Annotated in this window: 20 protein-coding genes; 6 read left to right on the top strand and 14 right to left on the bottom strand. The window is 72.0% G+C overall.

All coding sequences use genetic code 11. The features are described from left to right. Window positions 1-70: 70 nt before the first annotated feature. The 5 genes from ACFWNV_RS20855 to ACFWNV_RS20835 are packed head-to-tail and all read right to left on the bottom strand — an operon-like array spanning window position 71 to window position 4,460. Window positions 71-778: an ABC transporter ATP-binding protein gene (locus tag ACFWNV_RS20855; RefSeq protein ID WP_383948969.1), complete on the bottom strand. Its 708-nt coding sequence runs from the start codon at window positions 776-778 to the stop codon at window positions 71-73. Further along, a complete protein-coding gene (locus ACFWNV_RS20850; protein ID WP_383948967.1) occupies window positions 775-1,533 on the bottom strand; it encodes an ABC transporter ATP-binding protein in 759 nt (252 codons plus the stop codon). Before ACFWNV_RS20850 ends, ACFWNV_RS20855 begins: the two co-directional genes overlap by 4 nt. Next, window positions 1,530-2,525, bottom strand: a complete 996-nt coding sequence (locus tag ACFWNV_RS20845) for a branched-chain amino acid ABC transporter permease (RefSeq protein WP_383948964.1) — start codon at window positions 2,523-2,525, stop codon at window positions 1,530-1,532. The genes ACFWNV_RS20850 and ACFWNV_RS20845 overlap by 4 nt, the downstream gene beginning before the upstream one ends. Continuing rightward, entirely contained in the window at window positions 2,522-3,400 is an 879-nt protein-coding gene (locus ACFWNV_RS20840) for a branched-chain amino acid ABC transporter permease (RefSeq protein ID WP_383948961.1), read from the bottom strand. Before ACFWNV_RS20840 ends, ACFWNV_RS20845 begins: the two co-directional genes overlap by 4 nt. 1 nt (window position 3,401) lies before the next feature. After that, entirely contained in the window at window positions 3,402-4,460 is a 1,059-nt protein-coding gene (locus ACFWNV_RS20835) for an ABC transporter substrate-binding protein (protein ID WP_383948958.1), read from the bottom strand. Between the two features lie 410 nt (window positions 4,461-4,870). On the opposite strand from ACFWNV_RS20835, the gene ACFWNV_RS20830 reads away from it, so the two are divergent. The 3 genes from ACFWNV_RS20830 (at window position 4,871) to ACFWNV_RS20820 (ending at window position 8,645) form a co-directional block, all read left to right on the top strand. Continuing rightward, window positions 4,871-6,502, top strand: coding sequence for a carboxylesterase/lipase family protein (locus ACFWNV_RS20830; protein ID WP_383948955.1), 1,632 nt, complete (start codon window positions 4,871-4,873; stop codon window positions 6,500-6,502). 261 nt (window positions 6,503-6,763) lie between these two features. Next, complete coding sequence (locus tag ACFWNV_RS20825; protein WP_383948953.1) at window positions 6,764-7,471, top strand: tRNA-dependent cyclodipeptide synthase; 708 nt, start codon at window positions 6,764-6,766, stop codon at window positions 7,469-7,471. Beyond that, a complete protein-coding gene (locus ACFWNV_RS20820; RefSeq protein WP_383948950.1) occupies window positions 7,461-8,645 on the top strand; it encodes a cytochrome P450 in 1,185 nt (394 codons plus the stop codon). The genes ACFWNV_RS20825 and ACFWNV_RS20820 overlap by 11 nt, the downstream gene beginning before the upstream one ends. Window positions 8,646-8,726: 81 nt before the next feature. On the opposite strand, the gene ACFWNV_RS20815 is transcribed toward ACFWNV_RS20820, so the two are convergent. The 6 genes from ACFWNV_RS20815 to ACFWNV_RS20790 form a co-directional block, all read right to left on the bottom strand. Then, window positions 8,727-10,490 (bottom strand): beta-galactosidase family protein, encoded by a 1,764-nt coding sequence (locus tag ACFWNV_RS20815; RefSeq protein WP_383948947.1) that lies wholly within the window; start codon window positions 10,488-10,490, stop codon window positions 8,727-8,729. A gap of 44 nt (window positions 10,491-10,534) precedes the next feature. Continuing rightward, on the bottom strand, window positions 10,535-12,481 hold the full coding sequence (locus ACFWNV_RS20810) for a glycoside hydrolase family 5 protein (protein WP_383948944.1): 1,947 nt from the start codon (window positions 12,479-12,481) through the stop codon (window positions 10,535-10,537). Window positions 12,482-12,598: 117 nt separating this feature from the next. Further along, complete coding sequence (locus tag ACFWNV_RS20805) at window positions 12,599-13,444, bottom strand: carbohydrate ABC transporter permease (RefSeq protein WP_383948941.1); 846 nt, start codon at window positions 13,442-13,444, stop codon at window positions 12,599-12,601. A gap of 7 nt (window positions 13,445-13,451) precedes the next feature. Next, on the bottom strand, window positions 13,452-14,468 hold the full coding sequence (locus ACFWNV_RS20800) for a carbohydrate ABC transporter permease (RefSeq protein ID WP_383948938.1): 1,017 nt from the start codon (window positions 14,466-14,468) through the stop codon (window positions 13,452-13,454). Next, on the bottom strand, window positions 14,468-15,745 hold the full coding sequence (locus ACFWNV_RS20795; protein ID WP_383948935.1) for an ABC transporter substrate-binding protein: 1,278 nt from the start codon (window positions 15,743-15,745) through the stop codon (window positions 14,468-14,470). The genes ACFWNV_RS20800 and ACFWNV_RS20795 overlap by 1 nt, the downstream gene beginning before the upstream one ends. A 241-nt stretch (window positions 15,746-15,986) precedes the next feature. Beyond that, the gene (locus tag ACFWNV_RS20790; RefSeq protein WP_383948932.1) at window positions 15,987-17,174 is read right to left on the bottom strand and encodes an ROK family protein; all 1,188 of its coding nucleotides are present in this window, start codon (window positions 17,172-17,174) and stop codon (window positions 15,987-15,989) included. Window positions 17,175-17,293: 119 nt separating this feature from the next. Between ACFWNV_RS20790 and ACFWNV_RS20785 the strand changes: the two genes are divergently transcribed. Both ACFWNV_RS20785 and ACFWNV_RS20780 read left to right on the top strand, forming a co-directional pair. Then, a complete protein-coding gene (locus ACFWNV_RS20785; RefSeq protein WP_383948929.1) occupies window positions 17,294-19,441 on the top strand; it encodes an alpha-galactosidase in 2,148 nt (715 codons plus the stop codon). 122 nt (window positions 19,442-19,563) lie between these two features. Beyond that, window positions 19,564-20,406: an alkaline phosphatase family protein gene (locus tag ACFWNV_RS20780; RefSeq protein WP_383948926.1), complete on the top strand. Its 843-nt coding sequence runs from the start codon at window positions 19,564-19,566 to the stop codon at window positions 20,404-20,406. Window positions 20,407-20,470: 64 nt separating this feature from the next. Here the strand turns inward: ACFWNV_RS20780 and galK are convergent, their stop codons facing one another. Together galK and galT are read right to left on the bottom strand one after the other, a co-directional pair. Further along, entirely contained in the window at window positions 20,471-21,631 is a 1,161-nt protein-coding gene (gene galK, locus ACFWNV_RS20775; RefSeq protein WP_383948923.1) for a galactokinase, read from the bottom strand. Next, window positions 21,628-22,689 carry a galactose-1-phosphate uridylyltransferase gene (gene galT / locus ACFWNV_RS20770; RefSeq protein ID WP_383948920.1) on the bottom strand — a complete coding sequence of 354 codons (1,062 nt, stop codon included), beginning with the start codon at window positions 22,687-22,689 and terminating at the stop codon, window positions 21,628-21,630. The genes galK and galT overlap by 4 nt, the downstream gene beginning before the upstream one ends. Window positions 22,690-22,816: 127 nt before the next feature. On the opposite strand from galT, the gene ACFWNV_RS20765 reads away from it, so the two are divergent. Further along, on the top strand, window positions 22,817-23,677 hold the full coding sequence (locus ACFWNV_RS20765) for a DeoR/GlpR family DNA-binding transcription regulator (RefSeq protein ID WP_383948917.1): 861 nt from the start codon (window positions 22,817-22,819) through the stop codon (window positions 23,675-23,677). Window positions 23,678-23,756: 79 nt separating this feature from the next. Here ACFWNV_RS20765 and ACFWNV_RS20760 read toward each other — a convergent pair whose 3' ends face one another. After that, window positions 23,757-23,993, bottom strand: coding sequence for a hypothetical protein (locus ACFWNV_RS20760; protein ID WP_383948914.1), 237 nt, complete (start codon window positions 23,991-23,993; stop codon window positions 23,757-23,759). Between the last annotated feature and the right edge of the window lie 247 nt (window positions 23,994-24,240).

Below are 24,240 nucleotides of genomic sequence, written 5' to 3'. Positions count from 1 at the left end.
GAGCCTACAACGATTCGCATCTCCGGTCAGCTGTCCCGGGGCTTCCCCGCACGGCAGGGCCCGGGTGGGATCAGTCGACGCCCAGGAGCCGTCTCAGGTCTTCGGGGCGGGAGGTGAACTCCGTGGCCGTCGACTGGTGGACCATGACTCCTTTCTGCATCACGGCCACGCTCCGGGCGACGGAGAGGGCCAGGGCCAGGTTCTGCTCGACGAGGACGACCGACATGCCCTGGGCGCCCACCTCGCGGATGACCTCGCCCACCTGGGAGACGATCGCCGGCGCGAGGCCGTCGGAGGGCTCGTCCAAGAGGAGCAGGCGGGGGTTGCCCAGCAGGGCCCGGGCGATCGCGAGCATCTGCTGCTCACCGCCCGAGAGCTGGTCACCGCGGTGTCCGAGCCGCTCCCCCAGCCGGGGCAGCAGGTCGAGGACGCGGGTCCTGGTCCAGGGGCCGCGCGCCGTGCGCCGCGTGGCGATCGTCAGGTGTTCGTCCACGGTCAGGGGGGCGAACACCCTGCGCCCCTGGGGGACGATGCCGACTCCGGCCCGGGCGATCACGTCGACCCGGGCTCCGGCCAGCTCCCGGCCGTCGAGGGTGATGCTGCCTCCGTAGGGGCGGACCAGGCCCATGACGGTCGATACGAGGGTGGTCTTCCCGACCCCGTTGCGCCCGAGGAGGGCGACGGTCGCGCCCTCGTCGAGGTCCAGGTCCACACCGTCGAGGACGATGCCCCCGGCGTAGCCGGAGCGCAGTCCGCGCATGCGCAGGAGCGGGTTCACGGGGTGACCTCCATGGTGGTGCCCAGGTAGGCGGTCTGGACTGCGGCGGAGGCGCGCACCTCGTCCGGGGAGCCGGTGGTGAGGTGTCTGCCGAGGTGCATGACCGTCACCGTGTCGGCGAGTGCGAAGACCATGTCGAGGTCGTGCTCGATGAGGAGGACGGTGACCTCCGCGGGCAGGGCGGCGATCAGTTCGGTGAGCCGCGCCGTCTCCGCCGGGGACATGCCGGCGGCCGGTTCGTCCAGGAGCAGCAGCCGGGGGTCGGTCCCCAGCGCCACGGCGACCTCAAGCTGGCGCCGTTCTCCGTGCGAGAGCTCGGCGGCCGTGAGCTCGTGCCGGGTGGGCAGGCCCACCCGGTCGAGCAGTTCGTGCGCCCGCGCGATCGCCGCGTTCCGGGGACCGGTGCGGCGCACCACGGCGAGCAGCACGTTCTCCAGCACGGTCTCGCGCAGGAAGAGACTGGAGTGCTGGAAGGTCGCCGCGACGCCGAGCCCGACCCGGCGGTGCACGGGCAGCCGGGTCACGTCCCGTCCGTCGACGCGGATGGTTCCGGCGGTGACGGGGAGGGTTCCCGAGATCAGGCCGAACAGGGTGGACTTGCCCGCGCCGTTCGGGCCGATGACCGCGTGCCGGGCGCCCGCCCGCACCGTCAGGTCGACCTCGTCCAGGGCCCGGAAGGAGCCGAAGTGGCGCGATACCCCGCGCAGTTCCAGTAGACCGTGATGGTGATCGTGATCGTGATCGTGATCTGTCACGTCGTCCTCTTCCGGGTGGGCCTGTGCGGGATCCGTACGCCGGCCAGTCCTCGGGGCAGCGTGTAGACGGCGATGACGAAGAGCAGTCCGAGCAGCAGCGGTCCGCGGCCGGCGACGGCTTCGAGGTTTCCGAGGTAGTCCCGGGTGAGCCAGACGAGCGCGGCTCCGGCGCAGGCCCCCCACATCGAGCCGGAGCCTCCGATGACGACGGCCAGCAGGGCCAGTGCGGCGATCTCGAAGCCGGCGTCGCCGGGCGAGACGAACCGCTGCACCGAGACCCACAGGGCCCCGGCGGCTCCGGCCAGCGCCCCGGCGCCGCAGTAGACGGTCAGGGCGTAGCGCCGGGTGGGGTAGCCGATCGCCCGCATGCGGGGCTCGTTGTCGCGGATGCCGCGCAGGGCGAGAGCGAACGAGGTCGAGCCCAGGCGGGAGACCGCTGCGAAGAGCAGCAGGAATACGGCCAGGACGTAGAAGTAGACCAGTCCGTCGAGCTCCAGGGCGGGCATGCCGGGCAGGGGTACGACGGGCGGGATGCCCGACATCCCGTCGGTGCCGTTCGTCACCGGCTTCCAGTTGACGGCGGCGCTGTAGACGATCTCGCCGATGGCCAGGGTGAGCATCAGGAACACCACGCCCCGGGCCCGTACGGCCAGCCATCCGGTGCCCGCGGCCACCAGTGCGGAGACCGCGGCGGCGACGAGGAGCTGGAGGGGGCCGATGTCGGTGATCCGGGTCGCCACGATCGCCGCCGTGTAGGCGCCGACGCCGAAGTAGGCGGACTGGCCGAGGGTCGGGAGCCCGGTCAGGCCGGTGAGCAGGTTCACGCTCAGCACGAGCAGGGCGAAGACCAGGATCCGCGACAGGGTGCCGACGGCGTACGGGCCGAGTACGAAGGGGGCCAGGGCGAGGGCTCCGGCCACGGCGGTTGCCGACAGCCGCCGACGCCTCGTGGTACCGGGGGCGGTTGTGGCCGTGGCCGTGGACGGGCTCATGCGCGCACCGCCGATGCGACGAGGCCGTGCGGGCGGACCACCAGGACGAGCAGCATGGTGCCGAAGAGCAGGAAGGGGGCGTACTCCGGGAGCAGCGCCACCCCGAGCGTCTGCACCTGGCCGATCAGCAGGGCTCCGGCGAGTGCGCCGCGCACCGATCCGAGGCCCCCCACGACCACGACGACGAGGGAGAGGACGAGGACGGTTTCGTCGACGCCCGGCCCGGGGCCGAGGATCGGCGCCCCGAGGACTCCGCCGACCGCTGCCAGGGCGGCGCCGGACGCGAAGACCCCGTAGAGCACCTTGCGGATGTCGACGCCGAGGGCGCGGACCATGTCCCGGTCGGCGACGGTGGCCCGGACGAGGGCTCCGAGCGAACTGCGCTCGAAGACGAGGTACACGAGGAGCGCGAGGCCGGCCGCGACGGCGATGAACACCAGCCGGTAGACCGGATAGGAGTGACCGAGGAGGCCGACGGTCCCGCGCAGGGCCGTGGGCGGGTCCGTGGGCAGCACGTCTCCGCCGAAGGCCGCGGCGAGGAGGTCCGCCACGATGAAGGAGATGCCGAGCGTCAGCACGGCCTGGTCCAGGTGCCCGCGGTGGGCCAGGGGCTGGGTGAGGAAGGTGAGCGCGGCCCCGCCCGCGGTGCCCACCAGGACGCCCGCCAGCAGTGCGAGGAGGAGGCCCCACAGGGTGCCGTCGGACAGGGCGTAGGCGACGTAGGCCCCGGCCAGGTAGAGCGTGCCGTGCGCGAGGTTGAGCACGTCCATCATGCCGAAGACCAGGGAGAGTCCGACCGCGATCGTGAACAGCAGCAGACCGAAGGCGACCCCGTCGACGACGCTGACGAAGTTGCCGTCCAACCATCCGGACATGTCAGCCGCCCAGTCTGCCGAGATCGGAACGGACGGTGTTGGCGCCCTGTACGACCTCGCGCAGGTACCAGGGCTGGACGGGGGTCCCGCCGCTGTTGAACCGCCAGGTGCCGCGCGGGCTGTCGATGTCCCCCACCTGGGCGATGGCCGCGTTGACCGATTCCGAAGTCACCGTGGGACCGGCCGCCTTGATGGCCTTGTCGAGGACCTGCGCCGCGTCCCATGACGCCATCGCGTACGTGGTCGGGGCCGAACCGTGGGCCGCCGTGTACGCCGGCGCGAACTGCTTGTTGGCGGCGTTGTCGAGGTCCGCACCGTAGTTGAGCGACGTGAGGATGCCGTTGGCCGCGTCGCCCTGCCCCTTGAGCACGCCGCCTTCCGTGAGGAAGCCGGGTGCGTAGAGCGGAATCCTGCCGGCCAGTCCGAAGTCCCGGTACTGCTTGACGAAGTCGACGGCCGCGCCGCCGGCGTAGAAGCAGAAGACGGCCTTCGCGCCGGACTTCTCGATCTGCGCGAGGTACGGCTGGAAGTTCTTGGTCCCCGGGAACGGCGTGTAGACCTCCTCCCCGGCCATCGCGCCGCCCGCGGGGAGGAAGGTGGACTTGAAGCCCTCCACCTCGTCCTTGCCCGCCTGGTATCCGGCCGCGATCAGGAAGACCGGGCCGCCGGCGTGCTCGGCCACGTACTTCCCGAGGGCCTTGCCCGGCTCGTCGTTGACGTACGAGGTGCGCCAGATGTACTGGGTACCGGTCAGGGTCGTGGGCGAGGCGTTCGAGCCGACAAGCGGGACCTTGCCGGTCTCGAACAGGTCCTTGACCCCGTTGATGGTGGCCGAGCTGACCACTCCGCTCACCGCGAGCACCCGGTCCTGCTTGACCAGCTTCTCGGCCGCCGCCTTGCCCGAGTCGGCCGTCTCCCCCTCATCGGCGACCACGATCTCCACCGCGCGGCCGCCGAGCTTGCCGCCGTGCTGCGCGACGTACAGCTCGAAGCCCTGCTTCATGTCGTCGCCCAGCGCCTTGTAGGTCCCCGACTGCGGGACGAGGAGCCCGATCTTCACGGGCCCGCTCTGCGGGTCCTCACCTGCCCCGAGGCTCGCGCCACCGCATGCGGTGGTCAGCAAGAGCGCCGTCGATGCGGCGACGAGACCAACGGGACGAAACCGACCTGCCATGGGAACTCCGTACGTAGTCAACCGGCCCTGAAGGGCGGGATGTTGCTGATGAGGCCGCCTCGGGGAATCCCGGGCGCAGAAGATCCGGCGCTCAGGTCCAGGCCCGGCCTCCGGTCGAAGTGACACGTGTCTATCGCGCTTTTACGACGCTCGTCAAGACTACGCAAGAGATAGGCGCACGCCCGCCCCGAACCCCTTGACCCGCGCGGCACGCATAACGCAATACTGACCCTCGTCAAATTCGCGCTATACCCATTCCGGCGACGGGCCCAAGATCAGTCAGGGAGTGAAGCACCATGACCGACGATCCATCACGGCGCAAAGTCCTCAAGAACAGCGGGGTGTTGGCGGGCGCCGCACTGCTCTCCGGGGCCGCGGGCGGGCACGCGGCGCAGGCCTCCCCGCGCACGCAGGCCGCATCCCCACCCGTAGTGGACCTGCCCTCGGGCCGACTGCGCGGGGGTACGGAAGGGGGACTCGCCGTGTTCAAGGGCGTGCCCTACGCGGCGCCGCCGGTCGGCGCCCTGCGCTGGCGGCCGGCTCAGCCGCACCCCGGCTGGCAAGGCACGCGCGAGGCGACCGCCTTCGGCCCGAGCGCCCCGCAGCCCTACCGGGAAGGGGGCGACCAGGTGCTCGGCACCCACGGCTCGCCCCCCTTCGACGAGGACTGCCTCACGCTCAACGTCTGGACGCCCGCAGCCGACGGCGCCAAGCGGCCGGTCATGGTGTGGATCCACGGCGGCGGCTTCATCTCCGGGTCCGGCTCCCTGCCGAACTACTCCGGCGAGACCTTCGCACGCGACGGCGACCTCGTGGTCGTGACCGTCAACTACCGCCTCGGGCCGCTGGGTTACCTCTACTTCGGCGAGGACGGCGCCGGGGGGAACTTCTGGCTCACCGACCAGCTCGCCGCGCTGCGCTGGGTACGGGACAACATCGCCGCGTTCGGCGGGGACCCCGACGACATCACCGTCGCCGGACAGTCCGGCGGCGCGCTCTCGGTCGCGGCGCTGGCGGGCGTCCGCCCCAAGGGCAGACCGCTGTTCCGGCGCGCCATCCTGCAGAGCCCTCCGCTCGGACTGAAGATCCCCACCCGCGCCGAATCCCTCGAACGCACCGCCGTCTACCTGGACATCCTCGGGGTCGGGAACGTGACGGAACTGCGGGCCGTGCCCTGGCCGCGCCTGATCGCCGCCACCTTCGAGATGTTCGGGCGCACCGGACGGTGGGGCTACTGGTCGACCCCGTTCCTGCCGGTGCTCGACGGGGTCACGCTGGATCACGACCCGGCCGAGCTGCTGCTCGGCGGAGCCGGGGCGGACATCGACGTCCTGATCGGCTGGACCAGGGAGGAGGCCAACTTCGCCTTCGCACTGAGCGAGCCGTACGCCGCCGCGACCAGGGAACAGGTGGTGGCCAGGGCGCGGGACACCTTCGGGAACCGGGCGGAGCAGGCGTACACCGCGTACGAGGAGGCCCGGCCGGGCGCCCGCCCCGTGGACGTCCTGATGGACCTGATCACCGACGACCTGTTCCGCATGCCCGCCGTGGCGCTGGCCGAACGCCGCGCGGCCCGCGGACGTCCGGTCTGGGCGTACCAGTTCAACCTGCCGACCCCCGCGCACGACGGCCGGCTCGCGGCCGCGCACTGCCTTGAACTGCCTTTCGTGTTCGACAACTTCGACAAGTGGTCGCAGGCGCCCTTCCTGGCGGGGCTGAACCCCAGGGTCCGTGACGGTCTCGCCTCGACGATGCACTCGGCCTGGATCTCCTTCATCCGTACCGGCGACCCCAACCACCACCCGATGCCGCAATGGGGCCGCTACGACCAGGACACCCGGACGACGATGGCCCTCGACTCGGTCACCACGGCAGTCGGCGACCTCGCGGGCTACTGGCGGCGCCTGCACCGTCCGGCAGGGCGGTAACCGGTCAACCCTCGGGGGTCGCCCCGACGGCGCAGGCGACCCCCGCGGGTACTCCGGGGCCGGCGCGGCGAGCACCTCCGCCAGCCTCCGGAAGGAATATGCCCTGCTCGTAGCCCTGGGCAACCGTGCTGTCCAGCAGGTGAGTTACTGGCCGGAAGGCATGGAACGGTGCGCACCGCTCCGGTACCTTTCCGTCACGTCGCCGCCACACCCGGGGCACAGGGCCCCATGGGACTTGCGGCGCGAAGGACCCGACACCTGTTGACGACACTGACCGAAGTCTTCACAGTCCGGCCGTACACCCCGCACTGCCAGGTGATCCACACCGAAGGCGATCACGCTGTGATCGGCATCTCGCCCGGAAACAGCTACTTCTCCGCCCAGCGCGTCCTCGACCTCGCTCAATGGGGCATGCGCAACTTCGCACAGGTCGATCTCATCTACACCGACCTGCACGTGGCCGAGATGTACGAGGCCCTCGGCTACGACCCCGACGAAGCCCGTCGCAAGGCGGTCAAGAACCTGCGGGGCGTCCGCGCCAAGGTCAACAACGCAGCGGCCGAAGCCGACCCCACCGGCACGCGTTTACGCTCCCGGCCCATGTCTGCGCTCACCGACATTCCCGCGTACCGCGCGCTCCACACCCACCTGTACGACCTGCTGGACACCGACCCGGAGTTCCGCAGCACCTGCAACTCCCTGGTCGACGCGTTCCTCTCGTCCAAGGTGCTGGGCGGCAAGACCGCCACCACCCGGCAGCGCGAAGTCTGCCTGCAGTACGTCTGCGCCGAAGCGCCGCTCTTCCTCGACACCCCCGCGATCCTCGGGGTGCCGTCCTCCCTCAACTGCTACCACCAGCTCCTGCCGATGGCGGAACTGCTCTATTCGCGCGGCTCCGGCCTGCGCGCCTCGCGCAACCAGGGCCACGCCGTCATCACCCCCGCCGAAGGAGCACCCGATGTCCACTGAGACCCTCCTCGACTTCCCGTTCTCCGCCCGCGGCGACCAACTCCCCTACCAGGTGGAAGAGTTGCGCGAGCAGCCGGTCAAGCGGGTCCGCACGATCGCCGGGGACGAAGCCTGGCTCGTCTCCTCCTATGAGCTGTGCAAGCAGGTCCTCGAGGATCCCAGATTCAGCCTGAAGGACACCTCCGCTCCCGGGGTGCCCCGCCAGTACGCGCTGACGATCCCGCCCGAGGTCGTCAACAACATGGGCAACATCACCGGCGCCGGTCTGCGCAAGGCCGTCCTCAAGGCGATCAACCCCAAAACCGACGGTCTCACCGACTGGATGCGCGGCCACGCCTCCGAGCTCGTCGACGGCCTCCTCACCCACGGGGCGCCGGTCGACCTGCGCGGCCAGTTCACCAACCCGTACGCCGAGAACCTGCACTGCCGCATCCTCGGCATCCCGCAGTCCGACGCCCCGCGGCTGGCGTCCAGCCTCGACATCGCGTTCATGAACTCGGCCTGCCCGGTCACCGGTGCCAAGCTCAACTGGGACCGGGACATCGCCTACATGGTCGAGCGCCTGGACGATCCCGCCACCACCGGGCTCGTCGCCGAGCTGGCGGCCCTGCGCCCGGACCCCGAATACGCGCACCTGACCGACGAGATGCTCGCCACGGTCGGGGTCACCCTGTTCGGCGCCGGGGTCATCTCCACCATGGGCTTCCTGACGATGGCGGTCTTCTCCCTCCTCCAGAACCCGGACGTGTGGGAGCAGTTGCGGAAGGCGCCGGAGAAGATCCCGGCGGCCGTGGACGAACTCCTGCGCGTCAACCTCTCCATCGGCGACGGCCTGCCCCGTCTCGCCCTCGAAGACGTCACCCTCGGGGACGTCGAGGTGAAGAAGGGGGAGCTCCTCCTCGTCCTGGTCGAGGCCGCCAACACGGACCCGGCCGTGTTCAGCGATCCCCACGTCGTCGACATCGACCGGCAGAACGCGGCCACGCACCTCTCGTTCGGCGGCGGACCGCACTACTGCCCCGCCACCGCCCTCGGCAAGCGGCACACCGAGATCGCCATCGAAGTGCTGCTGGAGAAGATGCCCCGCCTCCAGCTCGCCGTGCCGGTCGACCAGCTCGTCTGGCGCACCCGGTTCATGAAGCGCCTCCCCGAGCGGCTCCCCGTCCTCTGGTAGCCGCCCGGTGCGACGAGGGGCCCCGGCCGGATCTTCCGGCCGGGGCCCCTCGTCCCGCGCACCGGCGGACCGTACGGCGGGTCAGTCCTCGGTGCGGCCCAGGTCGGGACGGCCCCGCAGCTCCACCGTGCGGCCGGCCGAGGCGTGCAGTTCGAGCACGGTGATCTCGTTGCGGCCCGCCCGAAGCACCGGGCCGGGGACGTACAGGGTGGCCTGCGCGCCGCGGGACCAGTACCGGCCCAGGGGGAAGCCGTTGATCCAGACGCTGCCCTTGGTCCAGCCGGGCAGGGCGAGGAAGCTGTCGGCCGGGTCCGCCACGTCGGCGTACCCGCGGTGGAAGGCGGGGCCCACCGGCGGCGCCGCCGGGTCGAAGGGCCCGAAGGGCAGAGCGGAGACACCCGCCGGATCGTCCAGGGGCAGGGCCCGGCTCGTCCACCGCTCCGGGGAACGGCCGTTGACGAGGACGCGGCCGAGGAGTCCCTTGCGGTCGTGGATGCCCGGCCCGTAGTTGACCCGCCCCTGGTTCTCGACGAGTACCGACAGCCGGGCTCCGGGGCGGGGGACGGTGAAGGCGAGGGCGTGCTCGTGGCTCTCGCGCTCCAGTACCCCGACGGGCTGGCCGTCGACGAACACCTGTGCGCGGTCGCGCACTTCCTCGGCATACAGGACGGCCGGGCCGCCGGCCGTCAGCAGGGTCTCGTACAGGACGAAACCGAAGCCCTGGCCGAGCTGCTCCATCGTGAGCGGCCGGCCCGCCTCCACCGGGCGGCCGAGGAGTTCTACGTGCTCCAACAAGCTTGCCACATCGGCGAGTTCGACGGTGCCGTGGTCGAGCTTCGGGCCGGGTGCGGGCACCGGAGCGTCGGGGACGGGGCCGTACTTCGCGAGGACCTCCCGGAAGGCCGTGTACTTGGCCGTGGGATCGCCGGCCTCGTCCAGGAGGGCGTCGTAGTCGTAGGAAGTGACCGTGGGACGGTAGGTCCCCTTGTCGTTCGCGCCGTTGGTGAAGCCGAAGTTGGTTCCGCCGTGGAACATGTAGATGTTGACGGAGGCACCGGCGGCGAGCAGCCGGTCGAGGTCGGCCGCCGCGTCCTCGGCGCCGCGCACGGTGTGCGGTCCGCCCCAGCGGTCGAACCAGCCGACCCAGAACTCCGAGCACATCAGAGGCCCTTCGGGCCGGTGCGCGCGCAGCTCCGCGAGCCCGTCCTCGACCCGGCTGCCGAGATTGACGGTGCTCAGCACTCCTTCCGTACTGCCCCGGGCCAGGTCCGCGGGCTGGTCGCAGGTGAACAGGGGGACGTCCACGCCGTGCCGGCGCAGCAGCCCGACCAGTTCGGCGAGGTAGCCGGGATCCTGTCCGTAGGCCCCGTACTCGTTCTCGAGCTGGACGGCGAGCACCGGGCCGCCCCGGCTGCCCAGCCGGGACAGCAGGGGCGGCAGCAGCGCGCCGAGGTACTCGTCCACGGCCCGCAGGAAGCGCGGGTCGCGGCTGCGCAGGACGATGCCCTCCTCGGCGAGAAGCCACGGGGGCAGGCCGCCGCCCTCCCATTCCGCGCAGATGTACGGGCCCGGGCGCAGCAGGACGTACAGGCCTTCGGCGGCGGCGAGGTCGAGGAACCGGGGCAGGTCGAGGCCCGCGTCGAGCCGGAACTCCCCGCGCCGCGGGGCGTGGAGGTTCCACGGGACGTAGGTCTCGACCGTGTTGAGGCCCAGCAGGCGTGCCTTGCGGAGCCGGTCGGCCCATTGCTCCGGATGGACGCGGAAGTAGTGCAGTGCACCGGAGACGATGCGGAACGGCCGGTCGTCGAGACGGAATCCGTCTGCGGCGATCTCCAGTCGGGGCATGCCGTGCGCTCCTGGGGGCGGGAGAGGGGGAAGGGGGCTCGGGGTCATTTCAGGGGGCGGCACAGCAGGGCGTCGGGGACCCCGCCGTGGTTCCACTGCCAGGTGAAGGCGACGCCCGCGAGGTACTCGGTGTCGGCGCACTGGCCCTTGTAGTGGCCGGGCGCCCAGTCGCTGGCGTTCGACCCGCCGGTGGCGGGGCGGTTGTCCCCGTGGTCGAACCAGAGCGTGCGGCCGGTGACGGGCAGGGCGGCGGCCGCGGGAGCGCACAGCAGGGCGGACATGGCGTTGTTGCGGACGCTGTAGCCGACGGCGAAGCTCTGCTCGGGGCACTGGAGCTTGTTGTAACCGCCGGCCCAGTCGCCCCGGGTGACGTACCGCTCGTCCGTGACGACGGTCCAGGATCCGGCGGCCTTGGCCGGGCCGCCCGCGTCGGTGCACAGGCCGCGGCTGTCGCTGCGGCCGAGGCCGGCCAGCCGCTGGGAGTCGGGGCAGTTGCCCTTGCGGTTGCCCGGGGACCAGTCGGGCCCGGCGAGCATGGTGGCGGAGACGTCGTAGTCGGTGTGGTCGAGGTCGAGCATGTTCCAGTGGCCGACCGGGGCCACCGGGCCGGTGCGGCCGGGTGCGGAGACCAGCCGGTTCCAGTCGTCGGCGCGCCAGTCCCCGCCGTCCCCGATGCCCCGGCGGACGCCGGTGGGCCCGTAGGACAGCAGCGCCCAGGTGTCCATCGGGGCGCCCGCGGCGTCGGTCCAGCCGACGAGCGGCCAGATCGCGAAGTCGGTGTCGTTGGCCACGAGGATGTCGGTGAAGCGGTGCAGCCAGGCCCGTTCCTTGGGGTTCTCGGGGCCGAGACCGCCGGCGCCGAACTCGCTGATCCATACCGGGGCGGTGAAGTGCTGCCCCTCACGGGTGACGAACAGGGCCTCGGAGTCGACTACTTGGGCGAGCTGCTCGGGGGTGAAGTCCTGGTAGCGCGGATCGTTCGTGGAGCCGGGTCCGCTGCCGGCGCCGGTGTTGGCCGGGCCGGTGTAGGCGTAGAAGTGGGCGGCGTAGACGAGCTTGCCCGACTCGATCAGCGTGTGGGAGAGATTGGCGACCGGTGTCAACATGGGGCGTCCGTGCGGGAGTCCGGCGAGCGGGATGCCGTACCAGTTGATGCCCTCCATGACGACGAGCACGTCGGGGGCGGCACGCAGGATCCGGTTGCCGGCCTCCTCGAAGGCGGCGTAGGCGTCGTGGGCGTCGTACCAGCCCCAGTTGGGGTCGTCCCAGGTGTCGCGGCGCACCTCGTTGCGCAGGTCGGCGCCCACGACCCGCTTGTCCGCCTTGTAGCGGTCCACCATGAACACCCAGTCGTCCACCCACTGCTGGGTGCTCTGGCCGCTGTTCCAGCGCTCGTTCCCGTCCAGGCCGCAGCAGAAGCGGGCGGTGGTGGTGTGGTTGTTGAGGATGACCGCGAACCCGTCCGCGGTGAGCGCGGCGACGACCGCGTCGAGGACCTGGAGCGGGGTCTTGCCCTTCAGCTGCGGGTTGGCGGCGACCGCGGCGTCCGGGACGGGGGTCGTGTCGTGGACGAGTGCGTTGGAGAACGGCAGCCGGATGCTGTTGAGGCCCAGTCCGTGGAAGTCGGCCAGGATGGCGGCCATCGGAGCGCGGTCCAGGCCGAGGGGCATGTTGTTCGCCGCTATGCCGTGCATGTGGCTGGCGGGGTCGTTGATGTCCCCGCTACCCGTCCACGTCCCCTGGGCTCCGGCCCAGTTGCCCGCCTTGAGCTTGAAACGGTTCCCCGCGGCGTCCACGATCCAGCGGCCCCGGGTGCTGAGCGGCGCCGTCCAGGAGGCCGCCAGCTCGGGACCGGTGAGGACGGTGGGCGCCGCCGGGACGCCGGCGGGGGCGGGGGCCGTCGCGACGGCCGTGGTGGTGGTGCCGAGGAGCAGCGCGGACAGCACGGCTAGTGCCGAGGCCGCGCGTCGGAGCAGTGGTGTGCCTGTCACGTTGGATCCTTCGGAGAGGGAGGATGTGCCGTGCCGTGTTGTGCTGTGCCGATGCGGTTCTGTGCTGCCGTGCCGTGCAGTGCCCTGCCGTGCGGTTGCGCGCCGTGCTCCGAGTGCTCAGCCCTTGAGGCCGCTGGTGGCGATGCCCGCGACGATGTAGCGCTGGGCGATCAGGAACATGACGACCAGGGGGACGATCGTCACGACGGCTCCGGCGAACAGGCCGGGCAGGTTGATGGTCTGCGAGGTGAGGAACGTCGACAGGGCGATCTGGGCCGTCCAGGCCGACGGGTCCTGTCCGATGACCAGGGGCCACAGGAAGGAGTTCCAGCTGTCGATGAACGCCAGCGCGCCGAGCGAGGCGAGCATCGCCCCCGAGTTGGGCAGGGCGATCTGGCGGTAGAGGCCGATCCAGCCGAGCCCGTCCAGCCGTCCGGCCTCTTCGATCTCGGCCGGGAACTGGAGGTAGAAGTTGCGGAACAGCAGGACGGCGAAGGGGTTGAACAGGCCGGGCGCGATGATGCCCCACAGCGTGTTCACGCCGCCCAGGGAGCCGACCACGACGAAGGTCGGCACGAAGGTCACCGAGCCGGGGATCATCAGGGTGGCGACCACCAGGGCGAGCAGCACTCCGCGTCCCGGTACCGGGATCCTGGCGAAGGCGTAGCCGGCGGCGGAGGCCAGGAGCGTGGAGACGGGGGCCGTGACGAGGGCGATCACGGTGGAGTTCGCCAGCGCCCGGCCCATCGACAGGGTGGGGTCGTCGAAGAGGGCGGTGAAGTTCTCGAAGTGCATCGCCGACGGCCACCAGGTCCAGTGCGGCGACGTGATGCCCCGGGCGTCCATGAGGGAGCCGCGCAGCATCAGGTAGAAGGGCGTCAGGAAGGCCGTCGTCAGCAGGCCCACCAGCAGTCCGCGCACGCAGAGGCGCACGGCTGCGGACAGTTTCGCCGCGGTCCTCACGACCGGCTCACCCCTCGCTCCTGCCGAATCCGGTGAAGCGCCCCTGGATCAGGGTCACCCCGACGATGAGCGCGGTGAGGAGGAAGGCTCCGGCCGATCCGAGTCCGTAGTCCTGACTGCCCATCGCGGTGTTGTACAGGTAGACCAGCGGAGTCTGGACGGGAGCCGAACCGGTCCCGGATAGCCCGCTGTTGAAGAGGTTGTAGAACTCGTCGAAGGCCTGGAAGGCGGCGATGAAGAGCAGCATGAGCACGGCGACGGAGGTGCCCCGCAGCATGGGGAGCGTGATCCGGCGCAGCAGCCGCAGGCCGGTCGCGCCGTCGAGGGCGGCTGCCTCGTAGAGCTCCTTGGGTATGCCCTGGAGTCCGGCCAGGAAGAGCACCATGTAGAAGCCGACCTGGAGCCAGAGCCGGAGGCTGACCAGCACGATCCAGTACAGCGGTGGGGTGGTGGTCTGGAGCCAGGGGACCGGGTCCATGCCGAACCAGCCGCCGAGGGTGTTGGCGATGCCGGACGGGAGCCCGTTGAACAGGCACATCTTCCACAGGAGCGAGGCGGCGACGTAGGACACGGCCGCCGGGATGAGGAAGACGGTGCGCAGCACCGCCCGCCCGCGCCGGATCCGGTGGACCAGCAGGGCGAGCCCGAGGGAGGCGGCGAAGGTGACCGGCACGATGAAGGCGGTGAACAGCAGGATCTGGGTCAGGGAGCCGCGGAACGTCCCGTCGGAGAGCAGGCTCCGGTAGTTGTCCAGCCCCACCCAGCGGCTGGGAGCGATGGTGCCGCGGGCATCGCTCAGGCTGAGCAGGAAGCTCCAGCCGATGGCGACGTACTTGAACACGCCGAGGCCGATCAGCATCGGAGCGGTGAGCAGCGCGAAGGCGAGAAGCCCACCGGCGCGTGGGCGGGCGGTGCGGGAGCGGCCGGGTCGGGGGCCGCCCGTGCGGGCCGCGCCCGTCGCGGGCCGCCCGGACGGTCCCGGCCGCCGCCCGGACGGTCCTGTGGTTTCCGGTGCGGAGAGCATCAGCCGCGCTGCTTGTCGATGGCGCCCTGCGCCTGCCTCACCGCGTCCGCCAGGAGCCCGGCGGGGTCTCCCTGCCCGGCGGCTATTTTGGCGGCGGCCGCGCTGAAGACGCTGCTCACCGCGGTGTCCCAGGTGCCCGGGTTGGACTTGCCGTACTTCGCGGCCAGTTCCACGGCCTCCTTGGCGGCTCCGTCGGTGAGCTTCGCGGCGCCCGCCGCCACGGACGTGCGGGGCGGGACGTGGAACCCGTAGCTCTCGGCCCAGTCCTTCTGCAGGTCCGTCTGCTGGATCCACAGCCACTGGACGAACTTCTTGGCGGCGTCCACGTTCCTGCTCTTGGCGTTGACGCAGCTGGTCCAGCCCCCGACCCGCACGACGGGGGTGCCCCCGGCCTTGAAGGCGGGCCACGGCAGGACGCCGAAGTCCTCGCCGAGCGCGGTCTTGACGGCGGGCATGGCCCACAGGCCGCACCACTGCATCGGGACGACGTTCTGATTGAGGGCGGACGGGTCCCACCAGTCGGTGGTGAAGCCGAGGAGCAGGGACTTGTCCTCGTGCAGCCGCCTGAGGCCGGTCAGGGCCTCCAGCGCCTGCGGGGATCCGAAGGCCACCTTGCCGTCGGTCACCAGGTCGCCGCCGTTCGAGCGGACCGCGAGGATCGGGCTGTCGCCGAGGCCGCCGTTGCCGAGGAAGAGGCCCTTGCCGGACTTGGCGGTGAGGGCCCTGGCCGCCGCGGCCAGCTCGTCGAAGGTGGTGGGCGGGGCGATTCCGGCCCGGGACAGCGCGCTCTTGCGGAAGTACAGCATCATCACGTCGTCGATCATCTTGACGCCGTAGAGCTTGCCGTCGACGCCCACACCGCCGATGGCGTTGGCGTTGAAGTCCGACCGGGCGCTCCCGTAGATCTCGTCGAGGGCGGCTATCTGGCCCCGGCGGGCCAGGCTCTCGCTGAAGTCGCCGATCTCGAAGACGTCCGGGGCGGCGTCGGTGAGCAGGGTGGCGTTGAGCTTGCCGGAGTAGTCGCCGGGGACCCAGGTGACCTTGACGGCGATGTCCGGGTGGGCCTTGGTGAAGGCGGTCGCGTAGCGCAGTGCGGCCTGCTGGGTGCCGGCCTCGCCGTACGCGTGGTACCAGACGTTCAGAGTGGTCTTCGCCCCGGAGGAGGCGCCCGCGTTCGGGTCGGTGGAACAGCCGGTGGTCACCGCGGCTCCGGCGACGATCATCAGCGATCCGCCGAGAAAACGCCGTCGGCTAAGCTCGGTTCTGTGCGCGCTCATGTCGCATCCTTCCGTGAGGGTAGGCGGGATGTGGGTGTGTCCGGCCCAGGTCGGTGCCCTCCATCAGTGCTTGCCGGCAGTGAGGGGCACCGGCCGGGTGAGCCGGGTGCGGGTGCGGGTGGTGCGGTACGAGTGCTGCGTGCGCGTGGTGCGGTACGAGTGCTGCGGGTACGGGTGGTCCGGTACGAGTGCTGCGGGAACGGGTACTGCGTGCGCGTGGTGCGGTACGAGTGCTGCGCCGCTACGGCAGCGCCGCGGCGGCCGTGCTCGGCGGGAACAGTGCCTGGACCGCCACCGCGGCGGCTCCGCGGGCCCACTCCTCCCAGGGGAGCGGGCGCAGGGACAGGGGGCACTTGACCGCGGCCCCGAAGGCGTGTGCGGCGTAGGCGTCCTTGATGTGCTGTCCGAACAGGTCGTACGTGCCGGCTCCCTCGCCGCTGACCACGACGCGTTCCGGGCCCACGAGGTTGACCAGGGTGGCGATGCCGACGCCGATCGCGCGACCCGCCCGGGCGAAGGCCTCGCGGGCCACGGGGTCCCCGTCGCGAGCCATCTCCACGGCCCGGTCGAAGCCGAGGCCGGGCACGCCGGTCCCGCGGCGGACCGCTTCGAGGATCGCCCCGGTCGAGGCGATGGCCTCGACGCAGCCGACCGCGCCGCAGCGGCAGCGCGGACCGGCCGGGTCGACGGGGATGTGCCCCATCTCCCCGGCCACTCCGTAGGCGCCCGTCACCAGTTCTCCGTTGACCACGAGCGCGGAGCCGATCCCCGCGCCGATCGTGACCAGCGCGAAGTAGCCGGTACCGACCCCCTCCCCGAACCAGTGCTCGGCGATGGTCAGGGCCTTGACGTCGTTCTCGACGGTGACCGTCAGCCCCGTGGCGCCGGCCAGGGTCTCGGCGAGCGGTACGTCGCGCCAGCCGAGGCGGCCGGAGAAACGGACCCGGCCACCGCCCCGGTCCACGTCCCCCGAGACCGCGATGCCTAGGTGCCGGGTGCGCTCCCTGAACGCGGTCTCGGTGTCGAGTAGTTCGTTGACAAGACCGGCCAACAGTGCGGCCACTGAGCCGGGTTCGTGACTGTCGAGGGTTCGTTCGGCCGTGGCGCGGACCTGGGCCCGCAGGTCGCAGACCACGCCGAACAGCCGCTCGTCGCTGATCTTCACGCCGACGAAGAACTCCCGGTCGGGGGTGACGGCCAGCGGGTTGACCGGACGGCCGGCCCCGGGAGCGGTGCGCTCCGGAGGGAGTTCGTACAGGTACCCGTCGTCGATGAGCGGTCGCGCGGCCTTGGTGATGGCCGTCGAGGAGAGCCCGGTGCGGCGCGCGAGCTCCACCCGGCTGAGGGGGCCCTCGGCCAGGAGCAGGGCCAGGACCGCCGTTTCGGCCGGTGCGGTGACCAGGGGCGGCTGCGAGTGGTTTCGAAACACGGGTGCAACGTAGAGCAAATAAATAACTTCGTCCAGTATTGATTTCGACCCGGGGTCCGCCCTAGCCTCTGGCCAACTCCTTGCCCGTACAAGGGCCTTCGACCTCAGGGGATCCCTTCGTGCCTGCCGCGCTCCCGCTCGCCACCTTCGACCCCGGTTCCGGCCTCGCCGTGCTCCGCACCCCGAACAGCGTGTACGCCCTGCGCATCGGCCCGGACGGCAGCCCGCGGCACCTGTACTGGGGCGCACCGCTCGCCGCCGCCGACCTCGCCCTGCTCCCGGAGGCCGCCTCACCCGCCGCGAGCAGCTTCGAGGCCGGGGCCGCCGCGGACGAGCTGGCTCCGCAGACCGGGGCGCGGTTCGGTCCGGCGGGCCTCCAGGTCCGCTTCGCCGACGGAACCGTCGGCGCGCAGTGGGAGTTCGCCGGACACCGCATCGACGGCGGCGAGCTGCGGCTCTTCCTCGACGACCGCCGCTACCCCCTGCGCACGGAGCTCGGCTACCGCGTCCGGCCGGGCAGTGACGTCGTCGAACGGTGGGTGGAGCTCACGCACACCGGAGCCGCGAGCGGTACCGGCAGAGGGGGCGGAACAGAGCACGGCCCGATCACCGTCGACCGGCTGGACTCCGCCTCCTGGACGGTCCCGGAACTCGCCGACTACCGGCTCAGCCACCTCACGGGCGGCTGGAACAGCGAGTTCCAGCTGCACCGCGACCGGCTCCCGGTGGCCGAGACCGTCCTGACCAGCCGCCGCGGGCTCACCGGCCACCACGCCAGCCCCTGGCTCGCCCTCGACGACGGCTCCGCCACCGAGGAGCGGGGCGAGGTGTGGAGCACAGCCCTTGCCTGGAGCGGCAGTTGGCGCATCACCCTGCACCGCGACGCCGTGGGCCGCACCACCTGGACGGGCGGATTCGGCCACGAGGGACTGCGCTGGACCCTGGAACCGGGCGGGAGCCTGCGCACCCCCGTGTTCGCCGGGCTCCACACCCCGCACGGCTTCGGCGCCGCCAGCCGGGCCTGGCACGGCTACGTCGCGGACCACGTACTGCCGGAGCCCGGACGGGAACGGCCCGTCCTCTACAACTCCTGGGAGGCCACCGGCTTCGACGTCGACCAGGCCGGCCAGATCAAGCTCGCCTACCTGGCCGCCGGGCTCGGCGCCGAGCTGTTCGTCCTGGACGACGGCTGGTTCGGCGCCCGGCGCGACGACCGGGCCGGGCTGGGCGACTGGACCCCGCGACCCGAAGCCTTTCCCGAGGGGCTGCGCCCCCTCGCCGACGAGGTCCACCGCCTCGGGATGGCCTTCGGCCTCTGGGTGGAGCCGGAAATGGTGAACCGGGACAGCGAGTTGTACCGCGCGCATCCGGACTGGGTCGTCCACTCCCCCACCCGGGAGGCCACCGAACTGCGCCACCAGCTGGTACTGAACTTCGCCCGGCCCGAGGTCGAGACCTGGGCCCACCGCACCCTGGACCGGCTCGTGCGCGACCACCGGGTGGACTGGCTCAAATGGGACGCCAACCGCGCTTTCACCGAGGCCGGTTGGGAGGGAAACCCCGATCCCGACCGGCTCTGGATCGACCACACCCGGGCCGTCCACCGCGTCATGGACCGGCTGCGCGCCGACCACCCGGGCCTGCGCATCGAGGCGTGCGCGGGCGGCGGCGGACGCGTCGACCTCGGCATCCTGGCCCGCACCGACCAGGCCTGGACCTCCGACAACACCGACCCCGTCGACCGGATCGCCATCCAGGACGGCTTCAGCCAGCTCTTCCCGGCCCGGACCATGGCCGCCTGGGTCACCGACAGCCCCAACACGGCCACCGGCCGCAGCACTCCGCTGCGCTTCCGCTTCCACGTCGCCATGGCCGGTGCGCTCGGGCTCGGCGGGGACCTGACGGGCTGGTCCGCCGAGGAGCTCGACGAAGCCGCCGCGCTCGTGGCCCAGTACAAGCAGATCCGCCCCCTGGTCCAGTACGGGATCCAGCACCGCATCAAGGCCGCGGGCGGGGTGACGGCCGTCCACTACGCCGCCGCGGACGGCGGCGAGCATGCCGTGCTCGCCTGGCGGCCCACGACCCGCTTCGGCCACCGGCCCGCCCCCGTCAAGCTGCCCGCACTCGACACCGGCGCCCGGTACCTGGACCCGGACCGGGACCGGGTCCACAGCGGCGCCCTCCTGGTCCACCACGGCATCGAACTGTCGCTGCCCGCCGGTGACTACGCGAGCCGACTGATCCGGCTGCGGCGCATCGCCCCCTGAACCCTGACCTCCGACCTCTGACCTCCGACCTCTGACCTCCGACCCCTGCGTACCGGGCGCCGCGCCCGGTACGCGGAGACCCGCACCCACTCACAGGCACCACAGACACCTTGGACCGGACTATGCACACTCAACACGTTCTGGTCGTCGGCATCGACGGCGTACGGCTCGACCTGCTGCCGCAGTTGGACACCCCGCACCTCGACGAGATAGCCGACGCGGGTTTCCTCGCCCCCGTCGAGATCGACGAGGCCACACCGACGATGTCCGGGCCGTGCTGGTCCACCATCGCCACCGGGGTCACCGTCGCCAAGCACGGGGTGTGGGGCAACCGGCTCGACGGCAACCGGCTCGACGTCTTCCCCGACTTCACCACGCGCCTGGCACTCGAATGCGGACGGCGGACCTTCGCCGCCGGCGGCTGGGCCCCCTTGTTCCTCGCCCAGCAGGGCGGCCCGCTCTTCACCGCCCCCAGCCGGCTGAGCTACATCGCCCCGCGCGCGGACACGCCGGAGGCCTGGGAGGAGGCCGACGAGGCGGTGGCCGCCGAAGCGGCGCACGTGCTGGGTTCCGGGGAGGAACTGCACGCCTCCTTCGTGTACTTCGGCGCCGTCGACGAGACCGCGCACTTCCTCGGCTGCGGTGAGGAGTACCGCCGCTCGATCGAGACGGCGGACCAGCGCCTGGGCCGCCTCGTCAAGGCCGTGCGCGACCGCCCGGGCCATGCCGGGGAGCAGTGGACGGTGATCGTGGTGACCGACCACGGGCACCGCGACGAGGGGGGCCACGGGGGACGCAGCGAGCTGGAGCGCACGGCCTGGGTGGCCGCGTGCGGCCCCGGCCTGGCCGCCGGCGCGGCTCCGCCGGTGGTCCGGCACACCGATGTCGCCGCCCACGTCTACGCCGCGCTGGGCATCGGCCTGGACGGCCACTGGACCCTGGACGGAGTCCCCTTCACCGCCTGAGATCGGGGGCGGGCAGCAGGCCGGGGCCCCGGGAGCAGTCCCGGGGACCCGGCTACGGCTACGGCTACGGCTCCAGCCGGCGGGCGCCCGCCGCCGGGGTGGCGGTGAGGAGGCGCGGGAGCCGGTGGCCGGCCGCCCCGAAGGCCGCCGTGACGGAGCCGCCCACCGCGTCCTCGCGGCCCGCCTCCACCAGGGCGATGACGGAGCCGCCGAAGCCGCCGCCCGTCATCCGGGCACCGAGGGCCCCGGCGCCCAGCGCGGCCGTCACGGCCAGGTCGGTCTCCGCGCAGGAGACCCGGTAGTCGTCGCGGAGCGAGGCGTGACCGGCCGTCAGGATCGGTCCGAGGGCGGCCGCTTCGCCCTGCCGGAGCAGGGCGACGGCCTCGGCGACCCGGCCGTTCTCGGTCACCACGTGACGGACCAACGGGGCGAGTTCCGCCGGGAGTTCGTTCAGGGCCCCCGCAAGGTCCCCGGCGGGCAGGTCCCGCAGGGCGCGCAGGCCCAGCAGCCCGGCCGCCCGTTCACAGCCCGCGCGCAGGGCCGCGTACGCCCCGTCGCCCAGGTCGTGGGAGACCCGGGTGTCGATCACGAGCAGTCCGAGTCCCTGTCCCGGCAGGTCGAGCGGTACCTGCCGGTGGTGTTCCGGGGTGCGGGCGTCGAGGTGGAGGGCGGCCCCGGTGGTGCAGCACACGGAGGCCATCTGGTCCATGATCCCGCAGGGGACGCCGGCGAAGGCGTTCTCCGCCCGCTGGGCGATCCGGGCCAGTTCGGGCCCGGGCAGCCGCAGTCCGTACAGCCCGTCGTAGGCGACCGCGACCGCGCACTCCAGTGCGGCGGAGGAGGAGAGGCCCGCGCCGGTGGGCACCGTGCTGTCGAAGTGGAGGTCGGCGCCGCCGACCGGGTGTCCCGCCTCCGCGAGGGCCCAGACCACTCCGGCCGGGTACGCGGCCCAGCCCGGCACCGCCCCGGGGACCAGGTCCGCCAAGGCCAGCTCGGTGATCCGGCCGTCGCCCTGTGCGCTGTGCAGCAGCAGCCGGCCGTCCGTACGGGCCCGGGCCGCGAGCAGGGTGGTCTGCGGGAGGGCGATGGGGAGGGCGAACCCGTCGTTGTAGTCGGTGTGTTCACCGATCAGGTTGACCCGCCCCGGCGCCGCCCAGATCCCGTCGGGGGAACCGCCGAAGAGCTTCGCGAAGGCGCCCGCGGCCCGCTCGGTCCGGTCGCTCATGCCAGGGCCTCCCGCAGGCGTCGCGCGGCCGTCTCGGGGGCCACGTCGTTGATGAAGGCTTCCGTACCGGACTCCGTCCCGGCAAGGAACTTGAGCTTGTCGGCCGTCCTGCGGATGGTGAACAGCTCCAGGTGCAGGGCCAGTTCCCCGCCGCGAGTGCGGGGTGCCTGGTGCCAGGCGGAGATGTACGGGGTCGGCGCGGGCCGCCGCGGCGGCTCCGCCTCCGTCGCCGGTACGGGGAACAGCCGGTCGAAGCGGCGCAGCAGGTCGAGGTAGACGTGCGGGAACTCGGCCCGCTCGGCTTCGGTGAGGCAGGTCAGGTCGGGGACCCTGCGGTGCGGATAGAGGTGGACCTCGTACGGCCAGCGGGCGGCGTAGGGCACGAAGGCGGTCCAGTGCTCCCCGGCCGTGACGACCCGTTCGGTGGCGGCGCGGGCCCGGGAGAGGAGGTCCTCGAAGAGGTTGCGGCCGGTGGCGGCGCGGTGCGCCTCCGCCGCGGCCGTCATCTTGGCGGTGCGCGGCGTGACGAAGGGGAAGGCGTAGATCTGGCCGTGCGGGTGGGCGAGGGTCACCCCGATCTCGGCTCCCCGGTTCTCGAAGCAGTACACCTGCTCGACGCCGGGGAGCTCGGAGAGTGCGGCGGTGCGGTCGGTCCACGCGTCCAGCACCAGGCGGGCGGCGGACGGTGTGAGGTCGGCGAAACCGGCGTCGTGGTCGGGGGTGAAGCAGACGACCTCGCAGCGTCCGGCCTCGCCCGCGAGGGAGGGGAAGCGGTTCTCGAAGACGGCCACCTCGTAGTCGGCGGCGGGGATCTCGCTGAGCCGGCCGTCCCGGGAGGGGCAGAGCGGGCATTCGCCGGCGGGCGGATGGTAGGTCCGGTTCTGGCGGTGGGAGGCGATGGTGATCCAGTCACCGGTGGCCTCGTCCCGCCGCAGTTCCGGCCGGCTGTCCACCGGATCCAGTGGGCGCAGGTCGGACGCTTCGCGCACGGCACCTTCGTCGGTGTCGAAGTAGATCAGTTCGCGGCCGTCCGCGAGTTTCGCCAGGGTCTTCTTCACCTGACGAGAATAAACACTCTCGAACATTTCCCACCACCCCACACCACGAGTTTCCCCAGACTCCAACACATTGGCCGTGTTATCTTGCTGCCTTCTGACCGGTTTCGCCGATTCCCGGGAGCGACCCGTGGCCGAGCAAGCTGCCCAACTGGCCCACCAGCGACGCGCCCTCATCCTGGACGCGGTCCGGCGCGAGGGCGCGGTACGGGTGGCGGACCTGGTCGGACAGCTCGGCGTCTCGGACATGACCGTCCGCCGGGACCTGGACGCCCTCGCCCGGCGGGGCCTCGTGGAGAAGGTCCACGGCGGGGCCGTCGCCCCGGCCGGAGCGAGCGGGCACGAGCCCGGCTTCGAGGCCAAGTCGGACCTGGAGGGCGAGGCCAAGGCCGCCATCGCGGACACGGCCGCGACCCTGGTGGAGCCGGGCAGCGTGATCGCCGTCTCGGGCGGCACCACCGCACACGCCGTCGCCGCCCGGCTCCTCGGGGTCCCGCGGCTCACCATCGTCACCAACTCCCTCCCGGTGGCGGAGCTGGTGTGGGCCGAAGGCCGGGACCGCGGAGCCGACGCCCCGGCCCTGCTCCTCACCGGTGGCTCCCCCACCCCCTCGGCCGCGCTGGTCGGACCGCTCGCCGACCTGGCGATCGGCTCCCTCCACGTGGACCTGCTGTTCCTCGGCGCGCACGGGGTGGCGCAGGACGCCGGCCTGACCACCCCCAACCTCATGGAGGCCCAGACCAACCGCGCCCTGGTCGCCTCGGCACGCCGGGTCGCCGTCGTGGCGGACCACAGCAAGTGGGGCGTGGTGGGACTCAGCGGATTCGCCGCCCTCCACCAGGCCGACTGGTTCATCACCGACACCGGCCTCCCCGCCCCGGCCCGCGCCGCCCTCACGGACGAGGTCGGCGAACTCCTCATCGCGGGCGAGGACGGCCCCGCCGCCACCCCCGGCCGGCTGCCCCGCACCCCGCCGGGGAGGGCCGGCTGACGCCGGATCACATTCCGTCGGCGGGGCAGGGCTCACCCATGGACGCTGTCGCGTGCGCAGGGCTTCTCGCCCTCGACCCCTACATGGCGGACCGCAGCATCCCCGCCGTCTTGGCCATGGCGGCCCTCGTGACTTCGTCGGCCGCGGTCCGCGCGGCGTCCTCCAACAGGAGTGCGGCCGCCTGGAGGAGCCCGATGTGCACGGGCACGGTCTCCAGTCCGGTGAGCGCGGCCATGGCCTGATCGGCGGCGCTCTGCGGGATAAGGGTGCTGACGCCGCGTCCGACGACCCGCTGGTGTTGCGTTGGTGTACTCACAAGGTGATTCTCGCGGGTCCGCACACCAAACCACCCACGAACGCGAGCGTCCTCACCCCCACAGGCCACGGACATGGACGCAGGCCCGGCCCATCGGCCGGGCCCTCGTTGGGGTCGGCCTAGGGCCTGTCGTCAAATTCCCGCCGTCGCCCGAAGGGCGGCCCCGCGGCGTCCGGTGCGTGCTCTCGGCGCGCCGGGCGAAAGTCCGCGTACTGGACGTACTCGGGCTTTCGCCCGGTGCGGCGAG

This window comes from Streptomyces sp. NPDC058401 (genome assembly GCF_042722885.1).
Classification (GTDB): Bacteria; Actinomycetota; Actinomycetes; order Streptomycetales; family Streptomycetaceae; genus Streptomyces.
The sequence above is the reverse complement of the archived record's forward strand: the minus strand, read 5'-3'. Positions and strand labels throughout refer to the sequence as shown.